The 17,575-nt window shown below is 62.6% G+C and carries 18 protein-coding genes; 13 read left to right on the top strand and 5 right to left on the bottom strand.

Features of this window, described 5'->3' with window-relative positions:
• Positions 1 to 28 precede the first annotated feature (28 nt).
• The gene (gene thrS / locus ISS97_RS12735) at positions 29 to 1,930 is read right to left on the bottom strand and encodes a threonine--tRNA ligase (protein ID WP_379983882.1); all 1,902 of its coding nucleotides are present in this window, start codon (positions 1,928 to 1,930) and stop codon (positions 29 to 31) included.
• A gap of 329 nt (positions 1,931 to 2,259) precedes the next feature.
• Here thrS and ISS97_RS12740 point away from each other — a divergent pair, with 329 nt between their 5' ends.
• Positions 2,260 to 3,270 (top strand): NAD-dependent epimerase, encoded by a 1,011-nt coding sequence (locus ISS97_RS12740; RefSeq protein ID WP_379983883.1) that lies wholly within the window; start codon positions 2,260 to 2,262, stop codon positions 3,268 to 3,270.
• 9 nt (positions 3,271 to 3,279) lie between these two features.
• Here ISS97_RS12740 and ISS97_RS12745 read toward each other — a convergent pair whose 3' ends face one another.
• Both ISS97_RS12745 and flgA read right to left on the bottom strand, forming a co-directional pair.
• Positions 3,280 to 3,726 (bottom strand): CopD family protein, encoded by a 447-nt coding sequence (locus ISS97_RS12745; protein ID WP_379983884.1) that lies wholly within the window; start codon positions 3,724 to 3,726, stop codon positions 3,280 to 3,282.
• Positions 3,727 to 3,794: 68 nt separating this feature from the next.
• Positions 3,795 to 4,484: a flagellar basal body P-ring formation chaperone FlgA gene (gene flgA, locus ISS97_RS12750; protein WP_379983885.1), complete on the bottom strand. Its 690-nt coding sequence runs from the start codon at positions 4,482 to 4,484 to the stop codon at positions 3,795 to 3,797.
• Between the two features lie 173 nt (positions 4,485 to 4,657).
• Here flgA and flgB point away from each other — a divergent pair, with 173 nt between their 5' ends.
• Genes flgB through ISS97_RS12810 form a run of 12 tightly spaced genes read left to right on the top strand, consistent with a single transcriptional unit; the run spans position 4,658 to position 14,279 of the window.
• The gene (gene flgB, locus ISS97_RS12755; RefSeq protein ID WP_379983886.1) at positions 4,658 to 5,020 is read left to right on the top strand and encodes a flagellar basal body rod protein FlgB; all 363 of its coding nucleotides are present in this window, start codon (positions 4,658 to 4,660) and stop codon (positions 5,018 to 5,020) included.
• Positions 5,021 to 5,022: 2 nt separating this feature from the next.
• Positions 5,023 to 5,421 (top strand): flagellar basal body rod protein FlgC, encoded by a 399-nt coding sequence (gene flgC, locus ISS97_RS12760; protein WP_379983887.1) that lies wholly within the window; start codon positions 5,023 to 5,025, stop codon positions 5,419 to 5,421.
• Positions 5,421 to 6,101 carry a flagellar hook capping FlgD N-terminal domain-containing protein gene (locus ISS97_RS12765; protein ID WP_379983888.1) on the top strand — a complete coding sequence of 227 codons (681 nt, stop codon included), beginning with the start codon at positions 5,421 to 5,423 and terminating at the stop codon, positions 6,099 to 6,101. Before flgC ends, ISS97_RS12765 begins: the two co-directional genes overlap by 1 nt.
• 9 nt (positions 6,102 to 6,110) lie before the next feature.
• A complete protein-coding gene (locus ISS97_RS12770) occupies positions 6,111 to 7,283 on the top strand; it encodes a flagellar hook protein FlgE (protein WP_379983889.1) in 1,173 nt (390 codons plus the stop codon).
• A gap of 4 nt (positions 7,284 to 7,287) precedes the next feature.
• Positions 7,288 to 8,013, top strand: a complete 726-nt coding sequence (locus ISS97_RS12775) for a flagellar basal body rod protein FlgF (RefSeq protein WP_379983890.1) — start codon at positions 7,288 to 7,290, stop codon at positions 8,011 to 8,013.
• Between the two features lie 50 nt (positions 8,014 to 8,063).
• Entirely contained in the window at positions 8,064 to 8,849 is a 786-nt protein-coding gene (gene flgG, locus ISS97_RS12780) for a flagellar basal-body rod protein FlgG (RefSeq protein ID WP_379983891.1), read from the top strand.
• Positions 8,849 to 9,511 carry a flagellar basal body L-ring protein FlgH gene (gene flgH, locus ISS97_RS12785; protein WP_379983892.1) on the top strand — a complete coding sequence of 221 codons (663 nt, stop codon included), beginning with the start codon at positions 8,849 to 8,851 and terminating at the stop codon, positions 9,509 to 9,511. The genes flgG and flgH overlap by 1 nt, the downstream gene beginning before the upstream one ends.
• 24 nt (positions 9,512 to 9,535) lie before the next feature.
• Positions 9,536 to 10,630 (top strand): flagellar basal body P-ring protein FlgI, encoded by a 1,095-nt coding sequence (locus ISS97_RS12790; protein WP_379983893.1) that lies wholly within the window; start codon positions 9,536 to 9,538, stop codon positions 10,628 to 10,630.
• Positions 10,630 to 10,944 (top strand): hypothetical protein, encoded by a 315-nt coding sequence (locus tag ISS97_RS12795; RefSeq protein ID WP_379983894.1) that lies wholly within the window; start codon positions 10,630 to 10,632, stop codon positions 10,942 to 10,944. The genes ISS97_RS12790 and ISS97_RS12795 overlap by 1 nt, the downstream gene beginning before the upstream one ends.
• Positions 10,945 to 10,966: 22 nt before the next feature.
• Positions 10,967 to 12,310 carry a flagellar hook-associated protein FlgK gene (gene flgK, locus ISS97_RS12800; RefSeq protein WP_379983895.1) on the top strand — a complete coding sequence of 448 codons (1,344 nt, stop codon included), beginning with the start codon at positions 10,967 to 10,969 and terminating at the stop codon, positions 12,308 to 12,310.
• A gap of 15 nt (positions 12,311 to 12,325) precedes the next feature.
• Positions 12,326 to 13,243, top strand: coding sequence for a flagellar hook-associated protein FlgL (flgL, locus tag ISS97_RS12805; protein WP_379983896.1), 918 nt, complete (start codon positions 12,326 to 12,328; stop codon positions 13,241 to 13,243).
• Between the two features lie 4 nt (positions 13,244 to 13,247).
• Positions 13,248 to 14,279, top strand: a complete 1,032-nt coding sequence (locus tag ISS97_RS12810) for a hypothetical protein (protein ID WP_379983897.1) — start codon at positions 13,248 to 13,250, stop codon at positions 14,277 to 14,279.
• A gap of 5 nt (positions 14,280 to 14,284) precedes the next feature.
• Here the strand turns inward: ISS97_RS12810 and ISS97_RS12815 are convergent, their stop codons facing one another.
• Positions 14,285 to 16,588 carry an ATP-binding protein gene (locus ISS97_RS12815; RefSeq protein WP_379983898.1) on the bottom strand — a complete coding sequence of 768 codons (2,304 nt, stop codon included), beginning with the start codon at positions 16,586 to 16,588 and terminating at the stop codon, positions 14,285 to 14,287.
• Between the two features lie 58 nt (positions 16,589 to 16,646).
• Positions 16,647 to 17,393 (bottom strand): response regulator transcription factor, encoded by a 747-nt coding sequence (locus ISS97_RS12820; protein ID WP_379983899.1) that lies wholly within the window; start codon positions 17,391 to 17,393, stop codon positions 16,647 to 16,649.
• Positions 17,394 to 17,575: the final 182 nt, after the last annotated feature.

Consider the following 17,575-nt stretch of genomic DNA (forward strand, 5'->3'; position numbering starts at 1 on the left):
GATTGAACGAAGACGACCAGGCCGGCGATCAGCGCCGCGCCTCGGTCTCCAGGCGCTCGATGAAGGCGGTCAGCGGCATGCTGCCCAAGTCTTCACCGGAACGGGTACGAACGGAAACAGCCCCTGCTTCCTTCTCGCGGTCACCGACCACGAGCAGGTACGGGACCTTCTGCAACGTATGCTCGCGGATTTTATAGCCGACCTTCTCATTGCGCAAATCGGCCTGCACCCGGAAGCCTTTATCGACAAGGGTTTGCGTGACCTGGCGGACATAGTCGGACTGGGCGTCGGTAATGCTGAACACGGAGGCTTGCACCGGGGCCAGCCAGGCCGGCAGATTACCGGCGTGGTGCTCAATCAGGATGCCGATAAAGCGCTCCATGGACCCCACGATGGCCCGGTGCAGCATCACCGGGTGCTTGCGCTGGCTGTGCTCGTCCACGTACTCGGCGCCCAGGCGCTCGGGCATCATGAAATCCACCTGCATGGTGCCCACCTGCCAGGCACGGCCGATGGAGTCCTTCATGTGGTACTCGATCTTGGGGCCGTAGAAGGCGCCCTCGCCCGGCAGCTCTTCCCACTCGACACCCGCCGAACGCAATGCGGCACGCAGCGCGTCCTCGGCACGATCCCATACCTCATCGCTACCGATGCGCTTATCGGGACGCAGCGCGATCTTCAGCGCGATGTCTTCAAAACCGAAATCGCCGTAGACCTTCATGGCCTGCTGATGGAACGCCGTCACCTCGGGCTCGATCTGCGCTTCGGTACAGAAGATGTGGCCATCGTCCTGCGTGAAGGCACGCACGCGCATGATGCCGTGCAGCGCGCCCGAAGGCTCGTTGCGATGACAGCCACCGAACTCGCCATAGCGCACCGGTAGGTCGCGGTAGCTGTGCAGGTTGGTGTTGTAGATCTGCACGTGGCCCGGGCAGTTCATCGGCTTCAGCGCATAGGTGCGCTTCTCCGACTCGGTGAAGAACATGTTTTCCTGGTAGTTGTCCCAGTGGCCCGACTTCTTCCACAGGCTCACGTCCATGATCTGCGGGCCGCGCACTTCCTGGTAGCCGCTGCTGCGATACACACCGCGGACGTACTGCTCCACGGCCTGCCAGATGGCCCAGCCGTTCGGATGCCAGAACACCATGCCGGGCGCTTCTTCCTGCTGGTGGAACAGGTCCAGCGCCTTGCCGATCTTGCGGTGATCGCGCTTCTCGGCCTCTTCCAGCTGGTGCAGGTAGGCCTTGAGATCCTTATCGTTGAGCCACGCGGTGCCGTACACGCGCGTCAACATCGCGTTCTTGGAGTCGCCGCGCCAATAAGCGCCGGCCACCTTCATCAGTTTGAACGCGCGCAGCTTGCCGGTGTTCGGCACGTGCGGGCCACGGCACAGATCGGTGAACTCGCCCTGCGTGTATAGCGACAGCTCTTCGTTCGAGGGAATGCTCTCGATGATCTCTGCCTTGTATTCCTCGCCGATGCCGCGGAAGAAATTCACTGCGTCATCGCGCGATTTCACGCTGCGCGTCACCGGCAGCTGTTCCTTCACGATCTTCTCCATCTCCGCCTCGATCTTCACCAGATCGTCCGGCGTGAAGGGGCGCTCGTAGGCGAAGTCGTAATAAAAGCCGTTGTCGATCACCGGACCAATGGTGACCTGCGCGCCGGGGTACAGGCGCTGCACGGCCTGCGCCAGCAGATGCGCGGTGGAGTGACGCAGGATTTCCAGCGCCTCCGGGCTCTTTTCGGTGACGATCTCGAGGCTGGCGTTGTGGTCGATGGGGAAGCTCGCATCCACCAGCTTGCCATCCACCTTCCCGGCCAGCGTGGCCTTGGCCAGACCGGCGCCAATGGAGGCGGCCACGTCCTGCACGGTAACGGGATGGTCGAACGGGCGCTTGCTGCCGTCGGGTAGCGTGATTTCAATCATGTCGGTACCTGATGCGCACCCTGGTAAGGGGTGCCTTTTCTGAAGAATCCGGCCATGGATGGCCGGTTTTGCTTTGCCCGTCTGGATGAAAGGCAAAAATAAAGGCGCCGCGCGCCCTTTTGTGGAAGCACAAGGCGTGGCGAGATCAGCGTTGGAAGGTGGTAGTTGCCATGTCGCACACTCGGCCGGCGCTTGGACGCGGGCCACCTTGTCTCTCGGGTTGGATCGCAGAAAGCTAGTTTAGCCCATCGCCCGCTGTCAATTCAGCGGATTTCGAAAGTCTTGGCCCCAACCGATAGAATCGCTGGCTGATCTTCCAGGACACCCCGATGCGCATCCTCGTCACAGGAACGGCCGGCTTCGTCGGCGCCGCCCTCACCGAACGCCTGCTCGCCCGCAGCGACGAAGTCTACGGCATCGACAACCACAACGATTACTACGACCCATCGCTGAAGGAAGCGCGCCTGGCCCGCTTCAACCAGCATCCGGCCTATACCCATCTGCGCGCCGATCTCGCGGACGCCGTGGCGGTCAATCAGGCCTTCGAGACGTTCAAACCGCAGCGCGTGGTGAACCTGGCCGCCCAGGCGGGCGTGCGCTATTCGCTGAAGAACCCGCAGGCTTACGTACAAAGCAACCTGGTCGGCTTCACCAACATCCTGGAAGCCTGCCGCCATCACCAGGCCGAACATCTGGTCTATGCCTCGTCCAGCTCGGTCTACGGTGCCAACCGCAAGTTGCCATTCGCGGTGGACGATCCGGTGGACCATCCTGTCAGCATCTACGCCGCCAGCAAAAAGGCGAACGAACTGATGGCGCATACCTATAGCCATCTGTTCGGCCTGCCGACCACCGGTCTGCGCTTCTTCACGGTGTACGGCCCCTGGGGCCGTCCGGATATGTCGCCCATGCTGTTCGCCGATCGCATCAGCAAGGGCGAGCCCATCGACGTATTCAACTTCGGCAACCACAGCCGCGATTTCACTTATATCGACGACATCGTCGAGGGCGTGATCCGCACGCTGGACCACCCGGCTCAGCCCGATCCCGCCTATGACGCCGAGCGACCGAATCCCGGCAGCTCAAACGCGCCCTATCGCGTCTACAACATCGGCAACGACCAGCCCGTGCAGTTGTTGCGCTTCATCGAACTGATGGAGCAGAACCTGGACCGTACCGTCGAAAAGCGCCTGCTGCCGATGCAGCCTGGCGACGTGCCGGATACCTGGGCCGACGTCTCGGCACTGCGCCGCGACGTCGGTTACGCGCCGAGCACGTCGATCGAAGAAGGCGTGAAACGCTTCGTGTCGTGGTATCGCGAATACCACGGCCTCAGCTGATCGCTTCCGTCAGAACGGTTTGGCGATCACCAGAAAAATCACGCCCAGCAGCACAAACACCGGCAACTCGTTGAGCAACCGCAGCGTCCGCGCCGGTGGCAGGGAACCGCCCTTGACGCTGCGCTTCACCAGTCGGCCGCTCCAGATGTAATAGGCCAGCAACAGCACGACGAGGCTCAGCTTGGCGTGCAGCCACCCGGCCTCGCCAAAATTCGGCAGCGTGCCAGGAAACACGCGCCAGCCCTGCCAAAGGGTTACGCCGAACAACAAGGCCATGCCGAACATGCTGTGTCCGAATTTGTACAGGCGCAGCCCCATCAGCTCCAGCCGGGCCTTGACCGCGGGTTCGCTACCAGCCTCGGCGATATTCACCAGGATCCGCGGCAGATAGAAAATCGACGCGACCCAGGCCATCACAAACAGCAGATGCAGGCTCTTGATCCATAAGTAGGTCATGACGGGACTTCCGGAGGGCGGGGGCCTGCCGGATGGTACGTGGATCGCGTCGTCGCGTCAGCGGCCGATCACTCGGCGCGCATGCCACCGAGCACCGGCTCCACTTCGCCCGGTCCGACGACCCGCGCAAGAAAGGTCCGGCCGCTAGCATCGTTGCGCACGCGCACCACCTTGCCCGCTTCCGCCTTTTGCATAGCCGTGCCAGCCGCGGCGACCCGGAATCCATGCTGGCTCGACACAATGCGCACCGCCTGCGCCCTACGCACCCCCTCGCCCGCCTTGAGGAAGCGGACCTGCACCGCCTGCCCGGCCCGCAACGGTCGCTGGCTGTTACGCCCCACGATCCGGCCGGCTTCAGCGGTGGCATCCGGCCGCAGCGCCATATCCTGTTCGGCGAGTTTCAAATCGCCCTGCTCAATGGTCACGCCCGCCGCAATCGGTTGCCGCGCCGACCAAACCAAAGCACGCACCGAAGCGCGCACGATATAAGTCTGAGCACTCCCGTCCGGACAACTCGCCGAGAAATGGAGCCGTGACGGTTGCGTGGTATCGACAGCCGTGACCTTCAACGCCTGTCCACACGACGGTACCGGTCGCCGCTGCGGCAATACCATCACGTCGATGCGCGGACTTTTCAATTGCTCCTGCCTGGCCCAGTCCGCCAGCCAGGAACGTGCCGCTCCCATCACCACATCGTCCACGTCAGTCGCCGCATCGACCCGCCACGGCATGACCGAGAGCAACCCGGCGATCAACATGGACGGCAGAAAAGAACATCGCATCGGCGTTCCCTATGAATAGTTGTATCGGAAGGGTCGCCATTATCCCGGGCCAACCACACCCCAGGTGCTCAAAGTCTTTTCAGATTTCCCGGCCTCCCAAGGAACGGTCCTTACCATCACGCCCATTCAAACGTACGGAACACCGCACGATGGGTATCCATCTCGAACGCGCACTGGGCGTACATCCCGACGCACTCAAACTGCGCGCGGAGCGCACCAAGATCCTCGCTTCCAATCTCGCCAACGACAGCACGCCGGGCTATCAGGCCCGCGATATCGATTTCCGCGCCAGCCTGCGCGACGCCATGCATGGCCAGTCCTCAGGCTTGTCGTTCGAGTCCGACCGTCTGCAATACCGCGTCCCCAGCCGCGCCGCACAAGACGGCAATACCGTCGAACTCGGTATCGAGCAGGCGGAATTCGCACAGAACGCTATCGACTTCCAGACCAGCCTGACCTTCCTGAACATGAAGCTCAAAGGCCTGTCCGAAGCCATTACCGGAAATACCTGAGCATGAGTTTCAGAGATGTCTCCCGCATTGCGGGCTCCGCCATGAGTGCGCAGACCGTGCGTCTGAACACCGTGGCCAGCAACCTCGCCAATGCCGGTACTGCAGGCACCGAAGAGAGTGCCTACCGGGCACGCAAACCGGTCTTCGCTTCCGTCTTCGACGGCGTTGGCGCGCGCGTGCAAGTACTGGATGTCATCAGCAGCCAGGAGCCGCTGGACGCCCGTCACGAGCCGGGCCATCCGATGGCCGACGACAACGGCATGGTGTTCTACGCCAACGTCAGTCCCGTCGAGGAAATGACCGACATGATGGCCGCTTCGCGAGCCTTCTCCACCAACGTGGAGGTCCTTGCGCGTGTGAACAGCATGCAGCAGGAACTTCTCAAATTAGGCCAACGCTGATGCAGATCAACAACAACACAACCTACGACGCCGGCGTGCCTGGCACTAACGACAACAACGTCGCGCCCCCCGGTGGCGGCTCCATCTCGGACATGTTCACCACCCTTCTGGTGGCGCAGATTCAGAACCAGGATCCGCTGGCACCGATGGAAGCCAGTCAGTTCGTCACCCAGTTCGCGCAATTGAGCCAGGTCGAAGCCATGCAGCAGATGGCCAGCCTGACTTCCGCCTCCGCCGCCATGCAGGAAAGCATGCTGGTGGTCACTCTGGGCTCGCAGGTGGGCTCCAACGTGATGGTTGCTGCCGACTCGGTGGAACTGAGCGACCAACCCGTGAAGGGCGGCTTCGTGCTGGACAGCCCGACTGACGATGCCGCGCTGATCCTGACCGGCCCGGACGGCACCGAGCATCGCATCGAGCTGGGTCCCCACGAAGCAGGCAAGGTGGATTTCGAAATCGATCCCGACGCACTTGGCCTGCCACCCGGCAACTACAGCATGCGTGTGGATGCCGCGAGCGGCGAAACGCCCCGCACCGAACTACAGGGCGAACTCACGGGCGTGCGCCTTGGCACCGATGGCAGCGTCATCCTGACCGTCAGCGGCGTCGGCGACGTCGGCACCGGCGATATCACCCGCTTCCTTGGCCGGCCGAACTCCGCCGACACCTTTTTCTCTTAAGGAATCACCATGAGCCTCAACATCGCGCTGTCCGGCATCAAGGCCATCAACAATCAGCTCAATTCAATCAGCAACAACATCGCCAACAGCGGCACCTTCGGCTTCAAGTCGGGCCGAGCGAACTTTGCCTCTTCGTACATGGCAGGCAGCCCGCAGGGCGTCTATGTCGGCTCAACGACGCAATCGATGGACATCGGCGGCAACGTGCTGTCCACCGGGCGCGGCATGGACGCAGCCATTCAGGGCCGCGGTTTCTTCGTCAGTCGCGACAATGACGGCTCCATGCTGTATTCGCGCGTGGGCATGTTCAACGTCGACCAGAAGGGCTTCGTCATTGATGCGTTCGGCCGCCGCGTGCAGGGCTTTGACCCAAGCGGCAACGGCAACATCGGAGACCTCAATGTTCCGACCGGCCCGATCGGCGCAGAGGCCAGCGACGCGGTCAACTATATCGGCAACATGTCCGCTGACTGGGAGCAACCCATCCCCGCATTCGACATGAACGACTCCAGTTCCTACAACGGCATGCAGGTCACCCGAGTCTTCGATTCGCTGGGCCGCGAACACTCGGTTACGCAATATTTCGTCAAGGGGCGCGGCAACGAAGTCTCTGTTTATTACTCGATGGATGGCCAGACCGTAGGCCTGCCGACCCAGATGCGCTTCGACAACCACGGCCAGATGCAGACGCCGGTCAGCAACGTGACCCTCGACCTGGGCACGCCAGCCGGCGCCTCCCCCATGTCGATCAGCATCGATTACACCGGCACCACGCTGTACGCCGGCGCGATGAACACCACCACCAATCACGCCAATGGTTATGCCGCTGGCCAGGTGACCGGCGTGGCACTGGCCGAAGACGGCTCGATCCAGGTGCAGTACAGCAACGGCATCAAGGTTCCCGCAGGCATCCTGGCCATCGCCAATTTCCCGGACGAACTCGGCCTGGAGCCGGTCGACGGTTCCGCATGGAGAGCCTCCAATACGTCAGGCGATCCGATCTATTCGCTCGCGGACACTGGCCTCGCCGGCAAGTTGCAGACCAGCGCACTGGAACAGTCCAACGTGGACATCACCAGCGAACTGGTCGGGCTGATGTCGGCCCAGCAAAACTATCAGGCCAACTCCAAGGTGTTGACCACCGAGAACGAGATGATGCGCACGCTGATGCAGGCGCTGTAAAACGATGGATGCCTTCATCTACACCGCGATGAGCGGTGCCGATCACGCTCAACGCTCACTGTCCGTGCGCGCCAACAATCTGGCCAACGCACAGACCGCCGGCTATCGCGCTGACGTGGCGGTCGCGGAAACCACCGACGTACCTGGCTACGGCTACGACTCGCGGCACCAGGCCCTCCTCAGCGGAACCCTGGTAACGCATACGCCGGGACAACTCAGCGAAACCGGCCGCACGCTCGACGTGGCCATTCGTGGCGAAGGCTATTTCGTCGTGGATACCGACGATGGCACCGCTTACACGCGTGCCGGCAGCTTCACCATCGACAACGAAGGCACGCTTCTCAGCAATAGCCGCCCAGTGCGCGGCGAAGGCGGCCCGATCGTACTGCCACCGCACAGCGCCGTGCATATCGGCGACGACGGCACCGTGTCGGTACTCGCCGAGGGCGAGTCGGAGATGCAGGTCGTCGACAAGTTGATGCTGACCAAACCGGATCCCGCCGACCTCGTCAAGAACGAGCGCGGCCTGCTGGTCACGCGCTCAGGCATGGACTATCCGGCCGACGACACCATCGTGGTCGCCGCCGGTCACGTCGAAGGCAGCAACGTCTCAGCGGTGGAGGAAATGATGCAGACCATGCAACTCACCCGCTCCTTCGAAATGCAGATGCGGCTGTTCCGCACCGCCGACGAGATGGCCGAGCAAGGTAATCGGCTCGTCCGCGGGTAATTGATGCGTTCGTCCACGAACGCAAAACGCAAAAAAATGGAATCCACGTCATGAACCACGCACTCTGGGTCAGCAAGACTGGCCTGCAGGCGCAAGACACGCGCCTGCAGATCATCGCCAACAACCTCGCCAACGTGAACACGGTCGGCTTCAAGCGCGACCGCGCGGTGTTCGAGGATCTTTTCTATCGCACCGAAACACAGCCCGGCGCGCAAAACAGCGATAACTCCACCGCCGCCGGCGTGCAAATCGGTACCGGCACACGTGTGGTCGGCACGCAGAAGGTGCATACCGGCGGCTCGCTGCAAACCACCGGACAAGCACTGGATGTCGCCATCATGGGTGCCGGTTTCCTGCAGGTGGAACTGGCCAGCGGCGAAACGGCCTATACCCGCGCCGGTCAGCTCCGGCTGGACCAGGAGGGCCGCCTCACCAATGCCCAGGGTCTGCCACTGCTTCCCGCGATCAGCATTCCCACCGAAGCCACGGGCGTGACCATCGCCGAAAACGGCGTGATCAGCGTTACCACGGCGGACGCACCCAACGGCACCGAGGTAGGCCAGCTCATGCTGGCGAACTTCATCAATCCCGCCGGACTGTTGGCGCTGGGCGACAACCTTTTCCAGGAAACCGCGGCGAGCGGCACCCCCACAGAAGGTGAGCCGAATACGGAGTCGCTGGGCAAGATCCGCCAGAACACGCTGGAAGGTTCCAACGTACAGGCAGTGGAGGAAATGGTCGAAATGATCGCGGCCCAACGCACCTATGAGATGAACACCAAGGTGCTCACTGCCGCCGACAGCATGATGCAGAACCTGGCGCAGGCCGCACGCTGATGAAATCACTGCGCGCTCTCGCACCGGTTTTCGCCATCCTGGTGCTGAGCGGCTGCGCCGCCATGCGCCCGGCTCCGCCGCCTGCCGAGCACGACGACATGCCCCAGGCCGCCTTCGAGGTTGCCAAGGGCCAGACAGGCGGCGTCATGGTGCCGGGTGCCGCATGGTCGCTGGTCTCCGACAATCGCGCATTCCGCGCCGGCGACATGCTGACAGTGGTGTTGCAGGAATCGACTCAGGCCAGCAAACAGAGCGGCACGAGCATCGGCAAGAGCAGCAGCCTTGCAGCCAAGGCCGGCCGCATTCTTGGCGGTTCATTGCCCATCGAGACCGATGCCGGCCTGAAGCGCAACTTCGACGGCAGCGGCAGCAGTTCGCAGCAGAACGCACTGCGCGGCTCGGTCAGCGTGATCGTGCAACGCGTGTTGCCCAACGGCCTGCTACAGGTGCGCGGCGAAAAGCGCCTGGTCCTCAATCAGGGCGAGGAGGTCGTGCGCCTTGCCGGTTATGTGCGCGCCGCGGACATCGACACCAACAACCGCGTCTCGTCCCAACAGATCGCCAACGCTCGCATCCAGTACTCCGGCCGCGGTTCGCTCGCCGATGCCAACGAACCCGGCTGGCTGACGCGCTTCTTCAACAGCAAATGGATGCCGCTCTGAGCGTCACCCAAGGAAATCAAGCCGATGAAGTACCTGCTGCCCCTGTTCGCCTTGCTCTGCCTTGCTGCTCCCGCGTGGTCCCGCACCCTGGACCAGTTGGTCGATGTGGAAGGCGTGCGCACCAACCAGCTCACCGGCTACGGCATCGTGGTCGGCCTGCCCGGCACGGGTGACGGCAGCCAGGCGAAGTACACCGCCCAATCGATCAAGAACATGCTCAACCAGTTCGGTGTGCGTATGCCGGACAATGCTTCACTGCGCGCACGCAACGTAGCCGCCGTCACGGTAAGCGCGACGTTTCCGCCGGGCTACCGCAAAGGCCAGACCATCGACATCACGGTTTCGTCGCTGGGCGATGCCAAGAGCTTGCGCGGCGGCACGTTGCTGATGACACCCCTGCGCGCTGTCGACGGCGAAACCTATGCCTTGGCACAAGGGAATGTGGTTGTACCCGGTGTCACCGCCAGCGGACGTGGCGGCTCCAGCGTCGCTATCAATACCGCCACCGCGGGGCGCATTCCCAACGGCGGCACCATTGAGCGCGAGATCGAAACCGACTTCGATCTCGCACCCACGGTGCGCCTGAACCTCAAGCGGCCAAGCTTCCAGACCGCCACCAATATCGTCGAAACCATCAACCGGCAGTTCGGCGCCAACACCGCCAGCACGGCCGACGGTACCTCGGTGGATATCGCGATGCCGCCCGGCTCGGGCAGCCGGGTGGCTTTCGTGGCACGCCTGCAGCGCTTGCAGGTAGATCAGGCTGCCGAACCGCCCAAGGTCGTATTTAACTCACGCACCGGCACGGTCGTTATCAGCCAGGGCGTCACAGTCAAACCCGCCGTGGTTTCGCACGGCCCGCTCAAGGTCACCATCGACGAGAGCCTTGAGGTAAGCCAGCCCAATGCGCTCAGCCGTGGGCAGACCGCCGTGGTGCCGCACTCCACGGTGGACGTTGCCCAACGAGGCGGTCATGCCTTCCACTGGAAGCAGGGAGCGAATCTGCAGGCCATCGTGGACACGATCAACGCTATTGGCGCCACGCCGGACGACTTGATGGCCATCCTGCAGGCGCTTTCCGAAGCGGGCGCGCTCAATGCAGAGCTGGAGGTGATCTGATGCTGCAGACCAACGCATTCCGCCGCACGGACGCGCTCAGCGCCGCTAGTTCAGGAGATACCGCGCACCGACAGAAGCTGGAAGACGCCGCCGTAAAGTTCGAGGGCATGTTCATCGCGCATCTTCTCAACGAAATGCGCAAGACCACCACGCAGTTTGCCGGGCCAGCCGGTGCGGGTGGCCAGGACACCGCCCTCCTCGAACATGCTTATCGCCTGGTGGCGGACGATATCGCGGCACAACGCGCATTCGGTATCGCCGACAGCATCGTGACGCAGATGCGCGCTGCCCAGAGCGGCTCCCCATCCACCTGATACCCCTAACGGACCGAATCTCATGAGCATCACCTATACCGGCCTGTCCGGCGCGCTGGCCGCCCAGTCCGGCCTTGGCATGGCGGCGCGCAACACGGCCAATCTCCTCACCACCGGCTACACCCGCCAGGGTGTGTTGCTGACGCCCCGCGTCGGTGGCGGCGTGAATGTCGGCGCGCTGATCCGCTTCGCCGACAACTACAAGACCCAGCAAATGTGGACAAGTAACTCGACGCTTGGCCGGCACGCGGCCGCGGAGTCTTATTACAAGCAGCTCGAGGAAGTGATGGGTCTGGGCGAAGGCAGCGTCAAGGCAGGTATCGACGCCTTCTTCGGGTCGCTGGACGAAGTCAGCACCGACCCCACCAATGTCGCGCTACGCCAGCAGGTGATCACTGCGGCCGACGGCCTGTCCAAAAGCATCAACAGCATGCTCCATGCATTGACCAGACAGATCGATACGGCACGCCAGCAGAGCCAGGCGACCGCCGAGCAGATCAACATGTTGTCGGGCACCGTCTCGGTACTCAACCAGGAGATATCCAAAGCCCAGGCCACCGGCAGCGTACCGTCCGAGTTGATCGACCAGCGCGACCAGGCCATCGATAAGCTCTCCGCCCTGATCGACGTACAAACGGTGCGCCAGCCCGACGGCAGCATCGACGTCTCCATCGCCAACGGTCCGCCGCTGGTGGCGGGCCATCAGGTCGGCAAGATCACCGTGCAACCGAACGCCAACGGCACCTTCTCGCTCGCGCTCGACGTCCTCGGCACCACCTATCCGCTGGATGGCCAAACCATCGGCGGCTCGCTGGGCGGCCTGAGCGAGTACGTGGAGCAAACCCTACAGCCGCAGTTGGAAGCCAATAAACAGCTTGCTGGCGAACTGGCCAATCGCATCAACCGGCAGCTACAGGCCGGCTTCGATAGCAACGGCAACCAGGGCCTGGAACTGTTCGCCTACGACCCCGCTACCGGGCAGCTCTCCATCAACCCGGCCATCACCCAGGCCGAGCTCGGCTTTTCGGGCAACAGCCAGGATCCGGGCAATAGCGACAACCTGCTCGCGCTGATCGAACTGCGCAAGGACCGCATCACACTGCCGCTGGTGGGCGAAGTGTCGCTGGGCGATGCCTACACCATGCTGGTCGGCAAGGTCGGCTCCGCCAGCCAGCAGAATCAGCATGCGCTCGGACGCGCCACCGAGATCCGCAAGCAAGCCGAACTGGATTGGCTATCGGTCAGCGGCATAAGCCAGGAGGAGGAGACCGTGAAGATCTCCGAGTTCCTCAACATGTACAACGCCAACATGAAGGTGATCTCGGTCGCCAACGAAATGTTCGAGTCCACTCTCAATATGCTCTGACGGGAGCCCGACGCTATGCGCATCACCAACGGTTACTTTGGCAACACCATGCTGCACTCGCTGCAGAAATCCAACGGCAAGGTGGCCGATCTGATGACCCAGATCAGCAGCGGCTACCGCGTGCAGCGCCCGTCCGACGATCCGATCGCGGCCGTACGCCTGCTGCTGATCGATCGCGACCAGGCCATGCTCGGCCAGTACCGCAGCAATATCGACTCGCTTTCGATCCGCCTGCAGCAGAACGAAATCCGCCTGAATGGCATGCTGAAAGACGTGGAGTCCGCCTACGAGTTGATGACGTGGGCTACGGATGGCTCCAACACCTCGGCCGACCTCAACGCCATGGCAGGGACGCTCGAGTCGCTGCGCGACAATCTATTGAGCCAGGTCAACGCTACCGATAACGACGGCAACTATCTGTTCTCCGGTACCAAGACCGACACGCCGGCCGTTACTTACGACCCCAATGCTGCCGTTGGTGCGCGCTACCGCTTCACCGGCAATACCGACACACAGCAGGTGGTGGTCGGCCAAGGCGTGGCCCAGGCGGCCAACGTGTCGGCCGACGACATGGAAGCGCTCCTCAACCAGATCGACAGTGCACTCGAACTCCTCAAGGACCCAAACGTCGACGTCAACGATCCAGCCACGCGTGCTGTATTGGAGGCTTCGCAGGACGCTCTACTGAACGGCGTTGGCGTGCTCGGCGCCAAGATCGCCAAACTTGGCGGTGCCCAGAACACGATCAGCCTGCTCGACGAAAACCACGCCGCCATGCTGGTTTCCAACGGCCAGGCCGCGCAGGTCATCGGCGAACTCGACTATGCCGAAGCCTATGACCGCCTCAACAACTATGTCACCGCGGTGCAGGGCAGCTACCAGATCTATAGCCGGGTGATGCAGCTGTCCCCCTTCGACGTCATCCTGCGCTGAACCGATGAACGTACAACTGTCCCGCAGCGGGATCGGCCATAGTGCGGCGACAGGCGCAAGCGCCACCGCCGTCAGTCCCATCGCCAATGGCGTCTCCAAAGACAAACCGTCGATGGCAGGACAGTGCGGTGCGGCGCCCGTGTCCCGTACGGCCTTCGCCGCGCGGCAGGAGCAGTTGAACCGGCAGATCACGCACGCACAGCGTACGACCCGCTTTCTCGAACAGGCACTGACCGCATTCGGCGAACTGAAAACCACACTCAGCCAGAGCGTGGCCGGAAGACACGGTGCGCGTGATGTGCTCCAGGAAACCCTGGGGCGAGCACAGGCGCAGTGGAGCACGCGGCACGCCGCCACCGGCGGAGCGCTGGCACAAGATCTATCGTTTCATGAAGACGGCTCGGCCCGGCAGGATTTTCATATTCGCGCCATGGACCTGCAGAGCCTGCACAACGAACGCCCTGAGTTGCTGACGGTCTACCCGCGCGGCACCGGCAAACCACCGGTGTCACTGTTGATCGATGGCGCCCACCGCTCGGCGCGCGAATGGGTCCGTCGCCTGGACCACACGCTAGCGGCTAGCGGCATCAGTGCCACGCTGGCCGAAGACAACGAGCCGACCTTCAGCACCCTGGAAAGCCGCTGGCCCGAATTGCGCGACCATCTGATGATTCAGGGGGCAGGCCATCGGTTCCCGGCCGGACGCCCCAGCCGTGCCACTGCGGAAATAGTGCCGCCGTTCATCGATCCAACGTCCTGGCAGATCGATGACACGGCAGGGCAACGTGCCGCACTACGCGGTGTGGTACAGGCTATCGACCGCCTGCAGCGAACCCGCGACAGTCTGGATCGACTACTCGCAGAGACTGACTCTGACATGCGCCATGACAGAGCCGCATTGGCTGAAGACGCGAAACACGCTGCCCCGGCCTTCGGCGAGGCGCTGGAGAAAACCAGTGACTTCCAACGATTCGCGACTATCGGCGCTACGTTGCGGGGCTTGAGTGAGCAGCGCGTGCGTGCGGTGAGTGTGTAAGCGGCTCAAATTCCGATAGCACGAGGCAGCACCATACGCACCTCGGTACCGCGCCCTGGCTGGCTTGTTACGGTGATCGAGCCACTGTGCCGCTCAATCACCGCCTTGACGAATGGAAGACCGAGCCCTACGCCCATATTCTCCTCGTGCCTGGTGGCGACCTGGAAGAACGGATCGAACAGGTGCACCAGATCGTCCTCGGCAATGCCGATACCCTGATCGGCCACACAAAGCCCCAATAGGTCCGGCCCGGCATAGGCGATTCGCACCGTGACACGTGTCCCCGGCGGCGAGTACTTGAGAGCGTTGTCAATCACATTGACGATGGCACGGATCAGCATGTCCGCATTCGCCATCGTCAGGGTCGTTTCCAATTCGCACTCGGGCCCCATCAGTTCGATGGACTTGCCCATGGCACGCGGCCAGAGCTGATCGACCGCCTCGGTAGCGAGATCCAGCAGATCGACCGGCCGGAACATGTCGTGATGGATCTGTTCCGCGCGCGAAAGTTGCAGAAAATCCTTGGCCACGCGCAGCGAGTAGTCAGCCTGGCGCCGCAGGTCTTCCAGGAAAGCCCGGTCCTGTGGTCCTGCACGCCGTTGGCCTTCAACCCGATCCTCGATCAACGAGAGAATGGTGGACAGCGGGCTGCGCAGATCGTGCGCGATATGACGCAAGGCCTTCTTGTCGTTCGCGACGCCTTTTTTGATGGCCGCGATGTCGATCAAACACACTAGAAACGAAGCATGCTCATCCGTCGCGTCGGGATGCAGCGTGGCGTCATCCACGGTGTAAGGTACATAAAGCAGCAAACGCTCCTCACCGCCCACCACGACTTCCACGCTGGCGCCTTCCCGATCGTGGCAGTGCTCGACCACCAGACGTTGCACTTCAGACAACGTAACGGCGTTTCCGCTTTCAGCTTGCTCAGACACACGGAGCATGTCCGCCGCGCGCGCGTTCCATACCGAGCTGCGGCCACCGGTGACCACGAACACTGGATACGGCAACTGGTTGAGCATGTTCACGAAGGTGCCTTGCCAGTTGCGGATCTCGCGCATCGCTTGACGCATATCCTCGATCGGGTCATGGCGAGCAGACGTCACCGGCATGCGCTTACCCGCCCCGGCCACACCGATCGCCGCGCTGATCTCGCGCAGTTTGCCAATCTCCTTGCGCAACAGATTCTGCGTACGGCGCAGGCGTTCCCAGGCGAAATGGGTATAGATCAGCAGGCAGGCCAGGGGCAACAGCCCTAGCGCCAGCCAGCGATGCGTGACCCCGAGCAACAGAATCGGGAACAGGAACATCAGGCCGCCCCATGTGAAAGCCGCCACATGCATCCACCATCCCGGAACCAGCAGGCAGATCAATGTCATGCCCAGCGCAATCGCGACATAAATCGGAACAGCCGCTACGCCACCGATCTCTCTGGCCATATTGCCGCGCGCTACCGCGTCGGCCATCAACGCATCGAGCATCGCGCGGGCTACCGGTTCGCTGCGCAGGGCAGACGTGTGATAGCCCGCATCCTCACCCATGGCATCGCCCACGAACACCATGCGGCCCGAAAAAACCGACGACGGTACGCGCCCGCTCAATACATCGGCCATGGAATAGCGCGGCACGCGCGCCGGGTTGCCCATCATGACCAGCACGGCCTCGTCCTCCGGACGCATGCCGCGTGCCGTCGCACTCGCATGCAAACGTGTGTCGGAAAGCTCGCTCGCGTACTCCATGCCACTCACTCGCAGCGCCTCCAGCACGATGTGCGGACAATCGCCCGCTGCTCCATGTACGTAGGGAACGAACCCACTCACCACGCCGTAGTGGCCCATCAACAAATGACGCTGCCCGCTGCCCGCGGCATGCGTATGTAAAGCCAGGGGAAGTGCCTCCGCGCCCTGCTCCATGGCGTCGCAGGCCATCGGCAATACGACCCGGCCGTTCGCGCCCACGGCCTCAGCCAACGCGCCGGTGTGCGCATCGGGGGCGAGAGGATAGTCCAGCGAAATGCTGGCCGCGCGATCCAGATACCGCAGCAAGCTCCGCGTGCGCTCGGTCACGCCGTCGGTGCCGTATTGGCGCAGGGTGCGGCCGTCAATCAGCACCACCGCCACCTGTCGCGAGCCATGGTGGCGAAACAACCTGGAAGATAGGTCAAACAGCACCTTGTCCAACGCACCGGACATGGTGGCGCCGAACGGATGGCCACTGAATGCAGCCAGCGCCAGCACACAGCCGATAAACAGGATTCTCGCCCTGGCCGTGCGAGATAGTCGGCGTACGAACTCTCGAAACGGCAACACGTCGAAGCCCTCGATTCAATATCAGTGCCGAGCGGGGAGCACCAGTGTAGGCGGCGGACTAATTCGCAAAGCCTGCGCGCGCATGCACCGACCGGCGGCCTGCCTGGGGCAGCTCCTCGAGCCGATAACCATGGTTGTATACGGTGGTGACCAGCATGCCGTTCTTCGAACGCAACTGCAGTGAACCGCGCAGCTTGCTGACATACGTGGCTACCGTGGCGTCGTACTTGCGGTCCGCCTCACCCCAGATCTCCTGGCACAGGGCGTCCTTGGTGACCACGCAGCCCACATGGCGGAAGAGATACATCGCCAGTTTGAACTCGCGCGCCGGCAAGGTAACCAGCTTCTGCCCATCCGCGCCGTCCACCAGGACGGTACGGGCATCGCTGTCCAGCGTGTAGCGCCCAACCTTGAGCCTTCGCTCAGCGTGGTCTTCCGGATAATACTTGCGCGCCTGGGCACGGATGCGCGCCACCAGCTCACCCTCGCGTGCAGGCTTGACGAGATAGTCGTCGGCACCACTGTCCAGCCCTTGCACGATGCTCTGCTCGTCGTCGTGCTGGGTCAGCATGATGATCGGCACCCTGGCATGGGAGCGGGTAGCGCGTGCCCACTTCAGCACGTCGATGCCGCACTTCCCCGGCACATCCCAATCCAGCAGCAGCATGTCCGCCGGTTCGTTTTCCAGCATGTCGACGAACTTGTTGCCGTCGTGACGGATCACGCTGTCGTAGCCGGCGCGATACAACCAGCCGGCGACGGAATGGGCTTGCTTCACGACATCTTCAAGAATGGCGATACGCACGGTGTCTTGTCCCTCTACGATGGCGAGCGACCGGTCAAGGGCATGGCCCCAGGTGGTCCGTTCTGAGGCGCCTCTTCGTCTGGCGCCCTACAGGCATAGGACAAGCGTAGATGGATTGGTCCTCCTTCCATATAAGAAGAACCTCAAAAATCGTATTAATAATTCCCCCTTCCGGAGAAGGT

The organism is Dyella koreensis, from assembly GCF_044904565.1.
GTDB classification, from domain to species: Bacteria; Pseudomonadota; Gammaproteobacteria; order Xanthomonadales; family Rhodanobacteraceae; genus Dyella_D; species Dyella_D koreensis.